This is a genomic window from Burkholderia sp. AU31624 (assembly GCF_020420065.1).
In the GTDB taxonomy this organism is placed as follows: Bacteria; Pseudomonadota; Gammaproteobacteria; order Burkholderiales; family Burkholderiaceae; genus Burkholderia.
Map to the genome: position 1 here is coordinate 256370 of NZ_JAIZRT010000001.1, position 18798 is coordinate 275167.

14 protein-coding genes and 1 pseudogene are annotated in these 18798 nt (G+C 68.0%); 6 read left to right on the plus strand and 9 right to left on the minus strand.

Going from position 1 to position 18798, the window contains the following annotated elements:
- Positions 1-520: 520 nt before the first annotated feature.
- Positions 521-1609 carry a calcium:proton antiporter gene (locus tag LGM89_RS01305; protein WP_089427295.1) on the plus strand — a complete coding sequence of 363 codons (1089 nt, stop codon included), beginning with the start codon at positions 521-523 and terminating at the stop codon, positions 1607-1609.
- Positions 1610-1713: 104 nt separating this feature from the next.
- Here the strand turns inward: LGM89_RS01305 and LGM89_RS01310 are convergent, their stop codons facing one another.
- From LGM89_RS01310 to LGM89_RS01345, 8 genes are all read right to left on the minus strand, one after another.
- On the minus strand, positions 1714-2847 hold the full coding sequence (locus LGM89_RS01310; RefSeq protein WP_226272062.1) for a transporter substrate-binding domain-containing protein: 1134 nt from the start codon (positions 2845-2847) through the stop codon (positions 1714-1716).
- A 20-nt stretch (positions 2848-2867) separates the two neighbouring features.
- Positions 2868-3641: a hypothetical protein gene (locus LGM89_RS01315; protein WP_226272063.1), complete on the minus strand. Its 774-nt coding sequence runs from the start codon at positions 3639-3641 to the stop codon at positions 2868-2870.
- A gap of 666 nt (positions 3642-4307) precedes the next feature.
- A complete protein-coding gene (locus LGM89_RS01320; protein WP_226272064.1) occupies positions 4308-5132 on the minus strand; it encodes an amidohydrolase family protein in 825 nt (274 codons plus the stop codon).
- Positions 5129-6151, minus strand: a complete 1023-nt coding sequence (locus LGM89_RS01325; RefSeq protein WP_226272065.1) for a hydroxyacid dehydrogenase — start codon at positions 6149-6151, stop codon at positions 5129-5131. Before LGM89_RS01325 ends, LGM89_RS01320 begins: the two co-directional genes overlap by 4 nt.
- Complete coding sequence (locus LGM89_RS01330) at positions 6148-7218, minus strand: LacI family DNA-binding transcriptional regulator (protein WP_226272066.1); 1071 nt, start codon at positions 7216-7218, stop codon at positions 6148-6150. The genes LGM89_RS01325 and LGM89_RS01330 overlap by 4 nt, the downstream gene beginning before the upstream one ends.
- A gap of 22 nt (positions 7219-7240) precedes the next feature.
- Complete coding sequence (locus tag LGM89_RS01335; protein ID WP_089496765.1) at positions 7241-9127, minus strand: TRAP transporter large permease subunit; 1887 nt, start codon at positions 9125-9127, stop codon at positions 7241-7243.
- A gap of 3 nt (positions 9128-9130) precedes the next feature.
- Positions 9131-10159: a TRAP transporter substrate-binding protein gene (locus LGM89_RS01340; RefSeq protein ID WP_226272067.1), complete on the minus strand. Its 1029-nt coding sequence runs from the start codon at positions 10157-10159 to the stop codon at positions 9131-9133.
- 282 nt (positions 10160-10441) lie between these two features.
- Positions 10442-11350 (minus strand): LysR substrate-binding domain-containing protein, encoded by a 909-nt coding sequence (locus LGM89_RS01345; protein ID WP_089485589.1) that lies wholly within the window; start codon positions 11348-11350, stop codon positions 10442-10444.
- A 118-nt stretch (positions 11351-11468) separates the two neighbouring features.
- Here LGM89_RS01345 and LGM89_RS01350 point away from each other — a divergent pair, with 118 nt between their 5' ends.
- Complete coding sequence (locus tag LGM89_RS01350; RefSeq protein WP_226272068.1) at positions 11469-12407, plus strand: 2-hydroxyacid dehydrogenase; 939 nt, start codon at positions 11469-11471, stop codon at positions 12405-12407.
- 73 nt (positions 12408-12480) lie between these two features.
- On the plus strand, positions 12481-13845 hold the full coding sequence (locus tag LGM89_RS01355) for an MFS transporter (RefSeq protein ID WP_226272069.1): 1365 nt from the start codon (positions 12481-12483) through the stop codon (positions 13843-13845).
- Between the two features lie 49 nt (positions 13846-13894).
- Here LGM89_RS01355 and LGM89_RS01360 read toward each other — a convergent pair whose 3' ends face one another.
- Complete coding sequence (locus LGM89_RS01360; protein ID WP_226272070.1) at positions 13895-14863, minus strand: LysR family transcriptional regulator; 969 nt, start codon at positions 14861-14863, stop codon at positions 13895-13897.
- A gap of 362 nt (positions 14864-15225) precedes the next feature.
- On the opposite strand from LGM89_RS01360, the pseudogene LGM89_RS01365 reads away from it, so the two are divergent.
- The 3 genes and pseudogenes from LGM89_RS01365 (at position 15226) to LGM89_RS01375 (ending at position 18744) form a co-directional block, all read left to right on the plus strand.
- A pseudogene (locus LGM89_RS01365) lies at positions 15226-16400 on the plus strand (HPP family protein).
- A gap of 122 nt (positions 16401-16522) precedes the next feature.
- Positions 16523-16936 carry a MarR family winged helix-turn-helix transcriptional regulator gene (locus tag LGM89_RS01370; protein WP_089442277.1) on the plus strand — a complete coding sequence of 138 codons (414 nt, stop codon included), beginning with the start codon at positions 16523-16525 and terminating at the stop codon, positions 16934-16936.
- A gap of 20 nt (positions 16937-16956) precedes the next feature.
- On the plus strand, positions 16957-18744 hold the full coding sequence (locus LGM89_RS01375; protein ID WP_226272071.1) for a chloride channel protein: 1788 nt from the start codon (positions 16957-16959) through the stop codon (positions 18742-18744).
- Positions 18745-18798 lie beyond the last annotated feature (54 nt).

The following is an 18798-nucleotide window of genomic DNA, read 5'->3' on the forward strand; positions in this document are numbered from 1 at the left end:
AGCGATTATAAACCGACCGGTCGGTAGATTTATGTCAGGGCGAGCCCGAATGTGTCGTGCAAGAGACCGTTACGGAAACGGCAAAGACAAAAAAATCGACAGGTCGGGGCACTTTTTGTAAACCGAAAGGTCTATGAAAGCATTCGAATATGAGATAGTGACCCCCGAACGCCTGATAAAATTCGACAAACCGCCGGATTTCAGGGGGAAACCGCGTGTCACGTCGCCACCGCCGTCCATTGCCGGCCGCCCTTCCAGGGTCGGAACCGAGCCTCCGGCCCGTGCGTCGTCACACGTGCTCGCCTCGTCGTTCGCGGCCGGCCGCATCGAATCGTTTCATCCCGCGACGGGCTCCAGCCCGCCCGCGCCCCTCGCTGCCTCATGGCGGCGAACCCCGGGCAGCACCGTTACGTGCCGCCCTCCTTCGGTTTCATCATCCTCGTTCGGCGGATAGTACGGCCGGGCTTCGTCAACCCGTGACGGCGCGTCGCGCGCCGTCACTCGCATAAGGAAACCCTCCATGCCGCTCTCGTCCAACCAGCTCCCGCGCTGGACCCTCGTGGCCCCGCTTGCCGCCTGGCTGGTCCTCGCGCTGTCGCGCGTCGTACCGGCCGAAGGCCTCGTCATCGCGGTGTTCGCCGCCGCCCTCGCCGGCGCCGTGTTCGCCGCCGTCCACCATGCCGAAGTCGTCGCGCACCGCGTCGGCGAACCGTTCGGCACGCTCGTGCTCGCGATCGCCGTGACCGTCATCGAAGTCGCGCTGATCGTGTCGGTGATGCTCGGCGCGGGCCCGGAGAAATCGGGCCTCGCCCGCGATACCGTGTACGCCGCCGTGATGATCATCTGCAACGGCATCGTCGGCATCTGCCTGCTGGTCGGCGCGTGGAAGCACGGCGAGCAGGACTTCCAGGGGCGCGGCGCCAGCAAGGCGCTCGCGGTGCTGGCTTCCCTGTCGGTACTGTCGCTCGTGATGCCGAACTACCTGAGCGCCGCGCCGGGCCCGTTCTTCTCGAAATCGCAGCTCGCGTTCGCCGGCGTGGCGTCGCTCGTGCTGTACGGCGCGTTCGTGTTCGTGCAGACCGTGCGCCATCGCGACTACTTCCTCACCGGGCACGACAGCGCGAACGAATCGGTGCATGCGGCGCCGCCGAGCGGCCGCACTGCGCTGATCAGCCTGGTGCTGCTGTTCGTGAGTCTCGTCGCGGTCGTGCTGCTCGCGAAGCTGCTGTCGCCGGCCGTCGAGCATGCGGTGATGAAGCTCGGCGCGCCCGAGGCCGCGGTCGGTATCGTGATCGCCGCGCTCGTGCTGCTGCCGGAAGCGCTCGCGGCCGTCACCGCCGCGCGTGCGAATCGCCTGCAGACCAGCATGAACCTCGCGCTCGGTTCGGCGCTCGCGAGTATCGGGCTCACGATCCCGACCGTCGCGGCCGTGTTCATCTGGGTCGGTCAGCCGCTCACGCTCGGCATCGGCCCGATGGAAACCGTGCTGCTGGCGCTCACCCTGCTGGTCAGCACGCTGACGCTCAGCCAGGGGCGTACGACGGTGCTGCACGGCGTCGTGCACCTGTCGCTGTTCGCTGCCTACCTGTTCCTGTCGATCACGCACTGACGCAGAAAAGCGCGCGGCCCGGCGGATCCTCTCCGCCGGGCCGCGCGCCGTCCTTCACGTCCCTTCACGTCCCTTCAGCTTCCTTCGTTCGCGTCACGCCGCCGTCACCGCACCGGAATCACCAGATGCTGGCCCGCCAGGATCAGGTTCGGGTTGGCGAGGTTGTTGCGGCGTTGAATCTCGCGATAGCGCTGGCCGCTGCCGAGCTTGCTCGCGGCGATCATGTTCAGCGTGTCGCCCGCCTTCACCACGTACGTATGCTCGCCCGACGCGGCCGCGGTCGTCACCGCCTGGTCGCTGACGAAGTACTTGCGCAGCAGGTCGAGATACTGCGGCGACTGCTTGAGCTTCGCGATCGCGGCGTTCAGGTAGATCAGCAGATCCTGATCGTCGGCGCGCACGCCGATCTTGTACGCGATGTTCGAGCCGTCGAGCTTGGTCACCGCGAACTTCAGGTCGGTGTCCTTGATCGAGCTGACCGCGAACGGATAATCGTAGATGAACGCGTCGACCGCATGGCCGTCGATGCTCTTCGCGATGAAAGCCGGATCGGAATCGTCGACTTCCACGAACTTCACGTTCGGGTACTGGCGCGTGACGAACGCACGCACGTCCGGGTCGCCCTTCAGGATGCCGACCGTCTTGCCCGCGAGATCGTCGGTCGAGCGGATCGCGGAGCCTTGCCGCACGATCAGCGAATAGCCGAAATCGTCGACGTACGGCACCGAATAGACGACGCCCGACGGCGTGTTGTCCGGGAACGTCAGCCCGTCCATCGCCACGTCGACCACGTGGTTCCCCTTCGCATCCGTATCGAGCAGTTGCTTCGGCACGCCCGGATACGTGTCGACCTCGTGACGCGTATCGACGACCACCGGCTTGCCGCCGTGCGAGAACGACGGATCCGCGAACAGCAGCCGCGCGAATTCGACGTTGAAGCCGTGCGGCGTGCCCTTGTCCTCGCCGAAGAACGGTTCGCTCGGGTTCTGCACGGAAATCCGCACGATGCCGTTTTCGGCAATCGATTTCAGCGCGCTGGCCTGCGGCGTGAAGCCGGCCGGCAGCACGTTGGCCGATGGCGACGCCTGCGTGGACGGGCCGCTGTCGCCACCTTGCGCGGACGTCGAGGCCGGGGCCGCGTCATGCGCGGGAATCAGCGTCGACAGGCCGCCCTGATGCACGATCCATACGCCGACGAGCACGACCAGAAATGCGATGGCGCCAAGAAGTTTTTTCATGGTTGCGAGCCTGCAGGAGGTTATTGTTGTTTCGACGGCAGTTGCGCGGGGGGCGTCGCGTCGAGCCCGGGCGCGTGCGGCGCGTTCATCACCGCCTGCTGCTGTGCCTGCTTGACCTCGGGGTTATCCATCAGCGACGTCTCCATTTCGGAGAACGCCTTGTTGACCGAGCGCATCACGGAATCGACGGCCACATCGGTCTTGATCTGCTCGAACGTGTCGGACGCCTGCCGGCCCGCGAGCTTGTTCATCTGCTGCGCGGCCTGCGACATGTCCCACATCGCCTTCGCGCGGTCGATCGCCGACGCGAAATTCTTCAGTTCGGCCTGCACCTGCTTGTAACGGCCCTCGCGAAACGAGAGCAGCTGCTTCATCGTGTCGAGCTGCTGCCGGAAGCGTGGCGCGTCGTCCGGATACTGCTTCTCGAACAGCTCCGTCTTGTTCTCGAAATTCTTCACCTCGGTGCGGAACGCGGTGATGCTGTCCGCGAATTTCTGGGCCGCCTGGCGCTTCTCCGCGAGCTGGTTGATCAGCGTCTCGATCGGATTCGCCTGCGCCTCCTGGACGATCATCTTCACCTTCTGGTTCGCGAACTTCATCGCGACGACCGGCGCGAAATAGATCGCGCCGAGGCCGATCACGCCCGCCGTGACCAGTGCGACCACCCCCTTCAGGATGAACAACGCCGCCGGTGCCGCGATCGCGACGCCGGCGATGATGATCGCCCACTTGATCAACTTGACCTTGCCACTCCCCGAACTGCCGTTTGCTTCTTCATTCGAAAGCTGCGACATGAGTTTTTCTCCTTGAACCTCGAACCGAACTGCTTGCGTTTGCTTTTTCAAGCTCAATCGAAATGCTTCGGACTCCGGTGCCGCCGGGCAGTCAGGCAGGCCGGCGGCGCAATACAAGGATGGGCGCGACGGACGTCACGAGACGCCGGTGTAGGCGCCGTTCAGGATGCGATGGTGTGGAGCGGCAGACGACGCTGCGATTCGGCGCGCCAGACGGGCGCCGTTCATCGTCGCGGCTCGCGCGCGGACGGGAAAGTGTACCGAGGCACGGTACGAAACGGGATGACGTATACGTGACGCGACGGGCGTCGGATGAAGCGTGGTTCCCGCGGGCCGACAAACGCGGGGCCGGTATTCCGGTACGAGTGCGTAAAGGCTCATCGTTGTTCTTTTGCGTATCGCGTGTGCAGGAACCGCGCGGCCGGCGCGTCCCGCTCCACATGCACGGACGTATCCTGCGCCGACCGGCATGCAGCGTCAAGCAGTTGTCGCAGTGCAGCGAAACACCGCGTTCCTCCGTTGGAACACCGGCAGCGAACCAGCTTTCAGCACGGTAAGGATTGGCAGGACTGCGACCTGTCTGGCTCGGTCAGGATTGCTTGGCATCGCTTGCGCAAGCTTCCGGATTGAAAGCTTGTGACGCTCGGCCTCGTCCTGGCGGACGACTCAGAATCCGTAAAGTACGGTCGGGTTGTCGACCAGAATCGCGCGGCTGACCGCGTCGTCCGCCGTGCAGTCGTCCAGCCAGCCGAGCAGGCGCAGGTCGTCGGGGACCGGCGACGCGTTCGGGTGCGGCCAGTTGCTGCCCCATACGCAACGCGCCGCGTGGTGGCGCGCCAGCACGGCGGCGAGACGCGCGACATCGTCGTAACCGGGCGCGCCCGAGCGCGACGTCTCGTAAGGCGCGGACAGCTTCACCCAGGCGTGGCCGCGGTCGAGCAGGCGCCGCAGCGCGAGAAACGCAGGCGCGTCCGGCTCGACGGGCGTCAGGAACTTGCCCGTGTGATCGATCACGACCCGCGCCGGTAGCGAGGACAGCAACGGCACGACCTCGGGCAGCGTCCGGCCGTCGAGCTGCACGTCGACGTGCCAGCCAAGCGGCGCGATCCGCGCGGCCACTCGCTCCAGTTCGTCCCATCGCGCGAGGCCGCCCGCCAACGTCATGAACCGGACGCCTCGCACGCCCGCCGCGTGCAACCGCGCCAGTTCGGCATCCGGCACGTCGGCCGGCAACGTCGCGACGCCGCGCGCCTGCGGGCCGAATGCAGCCAGCGCGTCGAGCAGGCAACGGTTGTCGACACCATAGCCGGTCGGCTGCACGATCACGACGCGGGCCAGGCCGAGCGCCTGCTGCACCCGACGATACGCGTCCACCGGCGCGTGCGGTGGACGGAACGTCGCCGTCGGCGCGAGTGGATACGCGTCGTCATAGATGTGGATGTGGCAATCGCACGCGTCGGCCGGCCGCCCGGTGGGTGTGTCGGGTCTCATCGCGCGCCCGGCCCGGTATCGGCCCCTGCCGTGCGCCAGCGCGCCAGCCGCGACGCGTGCGCCGCGTTGACGGCACCGCGCGGCACGCTTCCGGCGAGCAGCGCGGCGAGCTGATCGACCGTCTCCAGCGCCTGGTGCTCGACCGCGGGCAGCGTCAGGCCGCCGACGTGCGGCGTCGCGATCACGCGTGGATGGGCGGCGAGCGCGGGCGTCGGCATCTGGTCCGCCGCGCGCCCGACGTCGAGTGCACAGCCCGCGAGCCGGCCGGTGTCGAGCGCATCGGACAGCGCCTGCTCGTCGACCAGTTCGCCGCGCGACGCATTGATGAAATACGCGCCCGGCTTCATGGCCGTGAACGCGCCCGCATCGATCAGGTTCGCGGTGGCCGGCGTCGCCGGTGCGAGGCACACGACGAAGTCGGCCGCCTGCAACAGCGCCGCGAATTCGACCTGTTCGAGCATCGGCGCGTCGACGCGCACATACGGATCGCTGACGAGCACGCGCATCCCGAGCGCCGTCGCGATCGGCGCGAGGTGGCGCGCGATCTGTCCGTAACCGATCAGGCCGAGCGTGCTGCCGCGCAATTCGCGCCCCATCTGCGGCACGAGCGGCATCCCTTGGTGGTAGGCCGACGCATAACGGCCGATACCGCGCGCGAGATCGATCATCGCGCCGATCACCCACTCGGCGACCGCCGGCGCGAAACCGGGGCTCGCCTGCGTGACCAGCACGCCGAACGCGCTCGCCGCGTCGACATCGACGGTGCGGATATCGACCGCGCAACGCAGGAACGCCGCCAGCGCGGGCAGCCCGGCGAACAGCGCACACGGCGCGGGCGTCTGCCGGTACGCGATCATCGCATCGCAACCCTGCGCGGCCGCGATCAGTTCGTCCGTGCCCAGCTCGCGATCGAGCGGATTGCACGTGACGTCCGCGATCGCCTGCAGCGCGCGCATGGCCTTCGCGCCGAAATAACGGTCGAGCATCCCCGACGGATGCGTGACGAAGACGCGCGTCATGCGGCCCCTCCGTGCGAGTGATCCGCTTGCGGCGGCGACGCGACCGAGGCGCGCTCGATGAGCGTCACGCCGGAGAATATGTGCGGCTCGGGCGCCAGCGGCGTGTCGCGGTCCGGACGCATCACGCGCCGCACCATGTCCTCGGCCATCTCGGTGACGGGCAGTTGCACCGTGGTCAGCGCCGGATGGGAAATCGCCGACAGGAAATGACCGTCCATCCCGACGATCGACACGTCGTCCGGCACGCGCAGGCCGCCATCGCGCAACCCGGCCATCAGGCCGAGCGCGAACAGGTCGTTGACCGCGACGATGCCGGTCGGCCGCGCCGGATCGGCGGCAAGCGCGACACCCAGCGCGCGGCCCACGTCGACGATCACGGCGTCGCCGTACTCGTTCGCCGGATCGCCGTCGAGCACCCGCGCGTGTGCGTCGACGCCCGCCTCGCGCGCCGTCTCGAGAAAGCCCCGGATCTTGTCGCTGCGGCTCACCGTCATGCCGGCGACCGTCGCGAACGCGAGCCGCCGGTGGCCCGCATCGACCAGGCAACGCGTCGCGAGCCGCGCGGCGGCCTCGTTGTCGGCCGTGACGTGTTCGACCTTCGACCGTTCGCCGGGCGTCGCGCGCCGGTCATAGCTCACCACCGTCATCCCGCGCTCAGCCGCGCGCTCGAGGTGGCTTTCGTCGGCCAGCGACGAAATCACGATCACGCGCCGCACGCCATGCGCGAACAGGTCGTCGAAGAACGATGCTTCCTTCTTCGCATCGCGATACGTATTGCCGATCAGCACGCGATGGCCGTACCGCTCCTGCGCGCAGGCCTCGACCTCGCGCGCGATATAGCCGTACATCGGGTTCGCCATCGACGGCACCAGCAGCCCGACGAGCGGCGTCTGCCCGGTCTTGAGCTGGCGCGCGAGCGTGCTGGGCCGGTACTGCAGCGCTTCCATCGCGGCCTTTACGCGTTCGAGCGTTTCCTGCTTCATCTGGTCGGTGCGGCCGTTGAGCACGTTCGAAACCGTGCTGACCGAAACGGCCGCATGACGGGCCACGTCCTGAATCGTACTCATGTCGTCTTGCTGTAAAAGGCGGCTACAGGCCGAAATGGGCCGGCAGCCACAACGAAAACGCCGGCACGAGAATCAGCGCCACGAGGGCGGCGACCAGCACCAGCAGATATTTCACCATCGGCCGCGCAACGTGCCGGACTTCGGTGCCCGTGATCGCGCAGGTCGTGAACAGACCGAGTCCGACCGGCGGCGCGAACAGGCCGAGCCCCATCGCCACCACCACGACCGTGCCGAAATGCAGCGGGTTGATGCCGAGCTGCAGCGCGATCGGCGCGAGCAGCGGCCCGAAGATGATCAGCGCCGGCGCCCCCTCGAGCACCGCGCCGAACACGATCATGACCAGCGCCGCGAGCAGCAGGAACATCGTCGCACCGTACTGGTGGGCGAACGCGGTCATTGTGCCCGAGACCAGCGCCGGAATTTGCTCGATCGACAGCGCGAACGACACGCTCGACGCCGCGGCGACGATGAACAGGATGCCGCCGGCCATCGACGCGGCACGCACGAACACGCGCCCGACCGACCGCCAGGTCAACTCGCGAAACGCGAGCCAGCCGGCCACGAGCGCATAGACCACCGCGAACGCCGACACCTCGGTCGACGTCGCGATCCCCGACGTCACGCCCTTGCCGATCATCGCGACCATCACCAGCGCAACCAGCGCACCGCCCGCGAGCGGCAGCCACGCACGGCGTTCCGTGAACACCGCCGAGACGTCGATCCTGCGCCCGGTGATCACCGTGACCACCGCGAGCGACGCGGCCAGCACCGCGGCCGGCACGATGCCCGCGACGAACAGCCCGGCAATCGAGATGTTCGCGACGAAGCCCATGATGATCATGTTCACGCAGGGCGGGATGGTCTCGGCCATCACCGCGCTGCACGCAAGCAGCGCGGCCGTTTCGTCGGGATCCTGGCGCGCACGGCGCACGGCCGGCATCACGACGCCGCCGACTGCCGCGATGTCGGCGAGCTTGGAGCCCGACACGCCGGAAAAGCAGGCCGTCGCGAGAATCACGATCAGGCCGAGCCCGCCGCGCACGCGCCCGAAAATCCGCAGCAGCAGCTCGACGAGCCGGGCGGACATGCCGTTCGATTCCATCAGCAGCCCGGCCAGCACGAAGAACGGCACGGCGAGCAGCACGAAGTGATCGGCGCCGGCCATGACCTGCTGCGAATAGACGAGCAACGGCAGCGTCGGGTCGGCCAGGAAATACAGCAGCGCCGAGAACGCGAGCACGAAGCCGATCGGCACGCCCAGTACGAGCCCGCCGACGAAACCGGCCGCCAGCAGCAGGCCCGGCGCGATCGCATGCGCCGGCACCAGCGCATTCCATCCGTACAGCGCGGCCGCAAACCCCGCGCAGCATGCCAGCGTGCCGATTACCCGGCGGCGCGGTGCGTCGAGCGCGTTCGCCAGCGCGAACACGGTCATGAACAGCGCGCCGAACATCATCGGGTACACGTTGATCCAGCCCGGCAGCCCGCCCGGCGTCAACTGGTCGTACGAATCGGCCAGCAACTGGCAAGACGACACCAGCAGGTTCAGCGAGACGGCCGCGACGATCCAGTGGCCGATCTGCACGAGCGCGCCCTGCCAGCGCGCGGGGAACGCGCCGCGAAACAGGTCGATGCCGACGTGCTGGCTGCGCCCGAGCACCGTCGCCGCACCGAAAAACACCAGCACGATCATCAGCGCGCTCGCGACCTCCTCGGTCCAGTCGAGCGGGTCGTGCAGGAAATAACGACACACGACCGACACGAACACGACGAGCACATCGACGGCCAGCACCGCCGCGGACACGTATTCGATCGCGCGCAGCATCGCGTCCAGCACCCGCGCGCCGCGTCGTGCCGGGCGGCCGGCGCCAGGCGCCGTCGCGGCGCCCGAAACGGAACAGGTCTCCATCGTTCAGCCCCGCCCGGCGGCGATCGCCGGAAACAGCGGCGCGGTCGCCGGATACTGCGCGGCGAATGCCGTATAGAGCCGGTCGTGCATCGTCTGCCGCACCACCGCGCGTTCGGCCGGCGCCATCGGATGGAAGCGCATGCCGTGCTGCTTCAGCGCCTGCTCGGCCTGGTCGGCCTTCTGCGCGGCAATCGCGCGCTGCTGCGCGGTGGCGTCGGCTACCGCGCGATCGAACGCGGGACGCAGGTTCGCCGGAATCCGGTCGAGCGCACGCCGCCCCATCACGACGGTCATCGCCGCAAACACGTGCTGCGATTGCCAGCACGACTTCACCACTTCGTCGAACTTGCTCGCGAGCACCGTGGCCGGATCGTGCTCGAGCCCGTCGACGACGCCCGTCTGCACGGCCATGTACAGCTCGCCGAACGGAATCGGTGTCGGCACCGCCCCCATCGCCTTGAAGGTGTCCATGAACGCCGGCGTCGGCAGCACGCGCAGCTTCGTGCCCTTCAGCCCCTGCAGCGCCAGCACGGGCTGCTTCGTGAACACGCAGCGCCCGCCGAAATGCGAGCCCCAGGTCAGCACCGAGCAGCCCGCGCGCTTTTGCAACAGCGCGTTCAGGCTGGCACCGACCGGGCCGTCGAGCACCTTCGCGACATGCGCATAGCTGTCGAACAGATAGCCGAGATCGAGCATGCCGAGCTCCGGCGCCACCGTCGCCCAGATCGACGAACCCGCGATCATCATGTCGATCGCGCCGATCTTGACCTGCTGCACGACATCGCTCTCCTTGCCGAGCTGGCTGTTCGGAAAGTAGTCGACCCGGATCGCGTCGCCGACACTCGCCTTCAGGTTCGCGGCAAGACGCTCGTACCACACGTAGTGCGCGGCGTTCTGGTCGGCCGGCATCGATGACGAGCAACGCAGCGTCACGACCGGCTGCGCGCGCACGGCTTCCGGCAAGCCGCCTGCAGCCGCGAGCGTGGCGGCGGACACCGTCTGCAGAAAGCGCCGCCGGGTGTAGGTATTCATGGGCCGTCTCCTTTGCGATGGCGTCTCACGACGCACTGTATCGATTTAGTGTATCGATACAGTAATACGACGACCGATGAGATAAAAATGAGGGTTTTCCCGTGACAAAGGTAAAAATGGAGGATCCGCGGCGTTGATTTCCGTCCGATTTCGTGCATGTAACGGGATTCCCGCTGATTCCGGTCGACCCGAAAATGATTCGAGCGGGCATCTCTAATCATCAGACGACAGACTTTTAATCCGGCATGCGGGCAGGACGCTCGCGCGAGTCGCCCCTCGCCTCTATGCGCCCGCTTCGTCGGCGCTCTCGGTCAGGAACCGCTCCACCATCGCGTTGAACACCGGCAGCGCCGGGTTGTCGTTGTCCGCGCGCCATGCGAGATACAGCTCGGCCGCCACGTCGGCGCCGGCCAGCGGCCGGAACACCACGCCGTCCACATGCAGTTCGCGCGCCGACGCCGGCACGAGCGCGGCGCCGAGCCCCGCGCGCACGAGGCCGAGGATCGTATGCGTCTGCCCGACGTAATGCAGGTAGTTCGGCAGCCGCCCCGCGTTCGCGAACAGGCCCGAGATCAGGTCGTGGAAGTATTTCCCCTCGTTCGGCGAATACGCGATGAACGGCTGCCGGTCGAGATCGTCGGGGCCGATGCGCTCGCACGCGGCAAGCGGCGCGCCCTCCGCGACCGCGACCAGCATCGGCTCGCGCTGCACGAGCCGGTATTCGAGCGGCTGGCGCGCGGCGCGCTGGCGCACGAAGCCCGCGTCGAGCATCCGCGACGCCAGCGCATCGATCTGCACGGTCGACACCATCTCGCGCAATTCGATGTCGACGTCCGGCAGCGCGTGCGCGGCGTGCGCCAGCAGCATCGGGATCATCCGGTATGCGCTGACCGCCGTGAAGCCGAGCGTGATGCGGCCCGCGCCGCCATGTGCGACGCGCTGCGCGGCCTGCTCGGCCCGTGCGGAGAACTCGAGGATGTGCCGCGCGTCGCGCAGAAAGCGCTCGCCCGCGGCGGTCAGGCTGACCTGCCGGCTGCTGCGTTCGAGCAGCGCGATGCCGAGCGCATGCTCGAGCAACTGGATCTGCCGGCTGAGCGGCGGCTGGGTCATGAAAAGCCGCCGCGCCGCGCGGCCGAAATGCAGCTCCTCGGCGACCGCGACGAAACAGCGAAGCTGATGCAGTTCAATCATCCAATTATTGAATCAATCGATAGTATTTTGATGTTAGACGCATATCGATGCGATTTCTATACTCGGTTGCACCTGATGCGCGGCACGGCCCACGCCGCGCATACCGACCGAGACCTTCATGACCATCGACATCCTCCTCACCCAGCCGCTCCCCGACGCCATCGACGCCGAACTGTCCGCCCGTTACGCGGTGCACCGGCTGTATGCGGCCGACCAACCGGACGCGTTGCTCGACCGCGTGGCCGCACGCATTCGCGGTGTCGTGACCGGCGGCGCGAACGGCCTCGCCGCCGCGCTGATGGACCGGCTGCCCGCGCTCGAGATCGTCGCGATCAGCGGCATCGGCACCGACGCCGTCGATCTCGACCGGGCGCGGGCACGCGGCATCCACGTGACGACGACGCCCGACGTGCTGACCGACGACGTCGCCGACATGGCGATGGGGCTGATCCTGATGACGCTGCGCGACCTCGGCGCCGGCGAGCGCATCGTGCGCGCCGGCCGCTGGGGCAAGACGGCCCAGCCGCTCGCGACGCAGGTGACCGGCAAGCGGCTCGGCATCGTCGGGCTCGGCCGCGTCGGCCGCGCGATCGCACAGCGCGCGCAGGCGTTCCGGATGCCCGTCAGCTACTTCGGCCCGCGCGAGCATCGCGACAGCGGCTATCGCTTCGTGCCCGACCTCGCCGCGCTCGCGCGCGACAGCGACGTGCTCGTGATCGCGGCATCGGCCGATCACGGCAACGTGCTCGTGACCGCCGACGTGCTCGCCGCGCTCGGCCCCAAAGGATTCCTGATCAATGTCGCACGCGGCAAGCTGGTCGACGAAGCCGCGCTGATTCGCGCACTCGCCGACGGCACGATCGCCGGCGCCGGCCTCGACGTATTCGCGAACGAGCCGCACGTGCCGGCCGAATTGCTCGAGCTCGACCGTGTCGTCGTGCAGCCGCACCGGGCGAGCGCGACCCGCGAAACCCGCGAAGAGATGGGCCGGATCGTGCTGGCCAACCTCGCCGCGTGCTTCGCGGGCCAGCGCCCGCCGACCAGCGTCACACGCTGATCGCGGCACACCGCACGGCCGCCCCTCGTTACAACACCGGATGCCTCCGCATGACGGAGGCCAGGAGACACGCATGCCCAATCGATCCAGCGGCGCCGCCCTCGCCGCGTCACCCGCCGCCTCGCGCACGATCGGCCGCGTCCGCTATACGGTCCTCGCGCTGATTTTCGCGGTCACCGTCATCAACTATGCGGATCGCGCGACGATGTCGATCGCCGGCACCGGCGTCGCGCACGACCTCGGGCTGACGCCCGTGCAGCTCGGCATCGTCTTTTCCGCATTCGCGTGGGCCTATGCGATCGGGCAGATTCCGGGCGGCTGGCTGCTCGACCGCTTCGGCGCACGACGCGTGTACGGCCTGAGCCTGCTGCTGTGGTCGGTCTTCACGATGCTGCAGGGCACGGTCGGCTGGCTCGCCGTGCAGGGCGCGTCCGCCACACTCGCGCTGTTCGTCATGCGCTTCATGCTCGGCCTCGTCGAATCGCCGGCGTTCCCCGCCAATTCGAGAATCGTCGCGTGCTGGTTCCCGACCGCCGAACGCGGCACGGCGTCGGCCCTGTTCAATTCCGCGCAGTACATGGCCGTCGTGCTGTTCACGCCCGTGATGGCATGGCTCACGCATGCGCTCGGCTGGGAGCACGTGTTCCTGTGGATGGGGATGCTCGGCATCGCGCTCGCCGCGCTGTGGTTCGCGTGGTATCGCGAGCCGCACGGCCACCCGCGCGTGAGCGACGCGGAGCGCGACTACCTGCGCGCGCACGGCGCGCTCGTCGATCTCGAAGCGAACCGCGTGCGCCATCGGCCGCGCGTGTCGTGGCACGACGTGTCGCAACTGTTCCGCCACCGGAACCTGTGGGCGATCTACGTCGGCCAGTACTGCATCACGGCACTCACCTACTTCTTCATCACGTGGTTCCCGATCTACCTGATCAAGGGGCGCGGGATGACGATCATGGAGGCCGGCTGGGTCGCCGCGCTGCCGGCGATCTGCGGCTTCACGGGCGGCGTGCTCGGCGGCGTGCTGTCGGACTGGCTGATCCGGCGCGGCATGCATCCGTCGAAGGCGCGCAAGACGCCGTTCGTCGTGGGGATGGCGATGGCGACGCTGCTCGTGCTGGCGAACGGCGCATCGTCGAATGCGGTCGTGATCGCGCTGATGACGATCGCGTTCTTCGGCAAGGGGCTCGCGGCGGTCGGCTGGGCCGTGCTCGCCGACACGGCGCCGGAAGGCATGGTCGGGCTGAGCGGCGGCGTGTTCAATGGCCTCGGCAACATCGCCGGGATCGTCACGCCGCTCGTGATCGGCTATTTCGTCGCCAGCACCGGCTCGTTCGCCGGCGCATTGTGGTTCGTCGCCGCGCACGGGCTGCTCGGCATTGCCGCCTACGCGTGGCTCGCGGGACGCTTCGAGCGGATTCGCATCACGCCGCGCGCATGAACCGCGCCGCGGCCCGTGCGGTTCGCGCGGCGGCCGCCCGCGCGGATCGTCACGCGCGCTTGCGGCCGCCCGGCGTCAGTTCGGTCGTCAGCCGGTCGAGTTCGCGCAAGTCGCTCTCCAGCGCGGGCGTGAGCGTCGTGCGCAGGTGGTCGAGGAACGTGCGGATCTTCGCATCGAGATAGCGGCGCGTCGCGTAGACGGCATACACGCTCACCGTCTGCAGCCGGTACTCGGGCAGCACGCGGATCAGCCGCCCCTCGCGGATGTCGTCGAGCACCGTATACAGCGCGACGCAAGCGATCCCGCGCCCGGCGCGCACCGCGACGCACAGCGCGTCCGGCACGTTGACCTGGAACGGCGCGGGTTGCAGTTCGTAGACGGCCTCCTCGCCATCGCTGCGCTCGAGCCGCCATTCGCCGGCCGGCGACGCAGGCGTGTCGAGGCGCAGGCACACGTGGTTTGGCAATTCGTCGGGCGACTGCGGCGTGCCGTGGCGCGCCAGATATTCGCGCGACGCGACGAGCACGCTGCAGCTCGTGCCGCAGGTTTGCGCGACATAGCCGGAATCGGGCAGCTGCGACGCCGTCACGATCGATACGTCATAGCCCTCCTCGACGAGATTCGGCATCCGCTGCGCGAGCGTCAGTTCGACCGACACGTCGGGGTTGTCCTCCTGGTAGCGCACGATCGACGACACGACATGACTCTGCCCGAGCCCCGTCATCGCATGGATGCGCATCTTGCCGCTCGGCCGCAGCAATGCATTGCGCGCCTCAGCGTTCGCGTAGTCGATTTCCGCGAGGATCGATTTCGCGCGCTCGAAATAGCGTTCGCCGCTTTCGGTGAGGCCGAGGTGGCGCGTCGTGCGATGCAGCAGCCGCGTCTGTACGTGCGCTTCGAGGTTCGATACCGCGCGCGACACCTGCGCGGTGGTCGCGTCGATTTCCTTCGCGACCGCAGTAAAACTGCCGGATTCGACAACGCGCACGAACAGGCGCATGTTTTCGAGCATGTCCATTGAATTGGCTTGGGGGAGTCAGTGGGGAGGCGTCGGCAGCGCTCGCGTCAGGTGGGGAACGGAACGCAGCCGCGAACCACGTCGAATCGATCACCGTGCCGGGAGAAAGGCGGGAGAGCGGGCATCGCGTACGGGGTTCTGGCATGACGGGGGATTCAGTGGCCCGAATTGTACGCCGCTGCAGACAAATTTGCGCGGATCTGCGACCCGCAAACTCTCATCTGATGAAAGGTTCTTGCAAGCAACGCGCGTCGCGCATGTGCAACGGCCTGATGCAGCGCGACAATTTGTATCACAACACGATATAATTCGCCGCTTGTCGCTGCGCGCCTCCGCGCCGTCACTCTTACCGCTTACCGTCCATGTCGTCAGGCTCCCCTTCGTCGCGCCGCACGTTGCGGCAATGGCTGCACAGCTTCATTCCCCATCCGATGTCGCTGGGCTGGCGCGAGCGCCTGCGTTCGTGCACGGGCGCGCTCGTCGGCATCGCGACGGTCGGCGTGACGATGCGGCTGCTGCCCGGCGTGCCGGGGCTCGTGCCGTTGCTCGTCGCGCCGATGGGCGCGTCGGCCGTGCTGCTGTTCGCGGTGCCGGCGAGCCCGCTTGCGCAACCGTGGTCGATCATCGGCGGCAATCTCGTCGCGGCGACGGTCGGTGTCGCGTGCGCCCAATGGATCGCCGATCCGATCACGGCCGCCGCGGTCGCGATCGCTTGCGCGATCGGCGGCATGTTCGTGCTGCGCTGCGTGCACCCGCCGTCGGGCGCCGTCGCGCTCACGGCCGTGGTCGGCGGCCCCGCGATCCATTCGCTCGGGTTCAGCTTCGTGCTCGAGCCGATCGCGCTGCAATCGGCCATCCTGCTGTCGGTCGCGCTCGCCTATCACGCGCTGACCGGGCACCGCTACCCGCACGGCGGCGTGCGCCCCGAAGCGAAACCGCAGGAGGCGGCGCCGCGCCCGCGCGCGGCGGCTTCACGCGCGGCGACCTCGACGCGGTGCTGAAGCGCCGCGGCGAATGGCTCGACGTCGATCCGGACGATCTCGAAGCGCTGCTGCGCGAAACCGAGATGCAGGCTTATACGCGCACCTTCGGCCAACTCTCGTGCGCTGACCTGATGACGAAGCATGCGATCGAAGTCGCGCCGTCGACGTCGGTGACGGCCGCGCTCACGCTGCTCGACCGCCACCGCGTGAAGGCGCTGCCGGTCGTCGACGGCGAAGGCCGCCTGACCGGCATCGTCACGCGCGCCGACCTCACGCGCCCGCCGCGCCGTCCGACCCCGCTGTGGCAGCGCCTGTCGGCACGGCTGCCGCAATCGTTCGGCGGCCAGCCGGCGAGCGTCGCCACCGTGATGACGCGCGACGTCGCGTGCGTGCCGGAAACGATGCCGATCACCGCGCTCGTTCCGCTGTTTACGCATTCGGGCCACCACCACATTCCGGTCGTCGATGCATCGCGCCGGCTCGTCGGGATCATTACCCAGACGGATCTCGTCACGGGCCTCTATCGCCAGACGCAGATGCTCGAGGCGGCGTAGCGCATGCGACGCGCGTAACGCGCCGGCACAACACGGAGGGCATTTTATTCGCCGCCATTCGACCATTTATATCATGTTGTGATATATTCATCGCTACCGAAACTGACTGTCCGACCGCCCCGATGAACGATACCCGACGCGCGCTGACGAAAGGCGATTTCCAGCAACTGTCCGAGTTCCGCTACCAGATGCGCCGCTTCGAGCGCTTCTCCGAACGCGCCGCGCAAAGCGAAGGCGTGACGCCGCTGCAATACCTGCTGCTGCTGCACATCAAGGGCTATCCGCATCGCGAATGGGCGACCATCGGCGAGCTCGCGGAACGCCTGCAGGCGCAGCATCACGGCGTCGTCGCGCTGGTCACGCGCTGCGAAGCGCTCGGCCTCGTGAAGCGCAAGACGAGCGAAGCGGATCGCCGCCAGGTCGAGGTCCACCTCGAGCCAGCCGGCGAAACGCTGCTCGCGCGTCTCGCGGCCATGCATCGCGCCGAGCTGAAGTCGCTCAAGGACGCGTTCCAGGTTCCCCAGATCGATTACTGACCCCTGCTCTTTCCACTCCGATGAACGCACCACACAAACGCGATTTCGCGACCAACGACCGCCTGCCCAGGATCGCGTTGCTCGCCGCCGGGATCGGCCTGTTCAGCACGCTGGCCGCATTCGTGCTGTTGAGCCTGATCCACCTGTTCACGAACCTGTTCTTCTACCAGCAGTTCTCGTTCGCCGACCGCTCGCCGGCGAACAACACGCTGGGCGCATGGGTGATCGTCGTGCCGGTGATCGGCGGGTTGATCGTGGGGTTGATGGCGCGCTTCGGTTCGGAAAAGATCCGCGGCCACGGCATTCCCGAAGCGATCGAGGCGATCCTGTTCGGCAAGAGCCGCATGTCGCCGAAGGTCGCGATCCTCAAGCCGCTGTCGTCCGGCGTCGTGATCGGCAGCGGCGGCCCGTTCGGTGCGGAAGGCCCGATCATCATGACGGGCGGCGCGCTCGGCTCGCTGATCGCGCAGTGCGTGCACGTCACCGCCGCCGAGCGCAAGACGCTGCTCGTCGCCGGTGCGGCCGCCGGCATGACGGCCGTGTTCGGCACGCCGGTCGCCGCCGTGCTGCTCGCGGTCGAACTGCTGCTGTTCGAATGGCGCCCGCGCAGTTTCCTGCCGGTCGCGCTCGCCTGCGCGGTGGCCGGTTTTGCCCGCGCCGTGTTCTTCGGCGTCGATCCGCTGTTTCCGTTGACCACGGCCGCACCGACGCCCGTCGCGCTGCTGTCGTGCATCGTGGCCGGCCTGCTGTCGGGCATGCTTGCATGCGGCCTGTCGGCGGCGCTGTATCGCGTCGAGGACACCTTCGCGAAGCTGCCGGTGCACTGGATGTGGTGGCCCGCGCTCGGCGCGATCGTGATCGGCATCGGCGGCTGGCTCGAGCCGCGCGCGCTCGGTGTCGGCTACGACGTGATCGGCGACCTGCTGCATCAGCACATCGCCTTGAAGATCGCGCTCGCGCTGCTGATCGTGAAGGCCGTGATGTGGGTGATCGCGCTCGGCTCGGGCACGTCGGGCGGCGTGCTCGCCCCGCTGCTGATGCTCGGCGCCGGCCTCGGCACCGTGTTGTCGCCGATGCTGCCGGGCGGCGACCCGGCGCTGTGGCCGCTGGTGTGCATGGCCGCGACGCTGGGCGCCACGCTCGGCGCCCCGCTGACCGCGATCGTGTTCGCGTTCGGCCTCACGCACGACGCGAATGCGTTGCTGCCGCTGCTCGCGGCGACGCTCGTCGCGCACGGCTTCGCGACCATCGTGATGAAGCGCTCGATCATGACGGAAAAGATCGCGCGCCGCGGCTATCACATCTATCGCGAATACGGCGTCGATCCGCTCGAGCGGCACGACATCGGCGAAGTGATGACGTCGGCCGACCGGCTCGTCGCGATCGACGGCGCAGCAACGCTCGATGCCGTCGAGTCGCAGTACTTCGGCGCGAAGCAGACGCACCGTGCGTACCCGGTCGTGCAGAACGGCCGCCTGCTCGGTCTCGTCGATCGCGCGACGCTCGACGCACTGCGCGCACAGGCCGCGGCCGACACGCCGATCGCGGGCGCATTCGCCGACCGCGCGCCGGCGGTCGCGCAGGCGCACGAAACCTGCCGCGTCGTTGCGTCGCGACTCGCGATGCTCGGCCTCGAACGCCTGCCCGTCGTCGACGACGAGCAATCGATGCGCATCACGGGCATCGTGTCGCGCAGCGACCTGATCAAGCCCGCACTCCAGCACTTCGACGACGAACAGAAGCGCGAACGCTTCCGCCCGATCGTCCCCGCCAACCTGCGCGACATCGGCCCGCGCAAGGCCGGCTGACCGACTGCACTGCGCGGCACGCTCGCCGCGCACGCTCCGCTCGATGCGGCACGC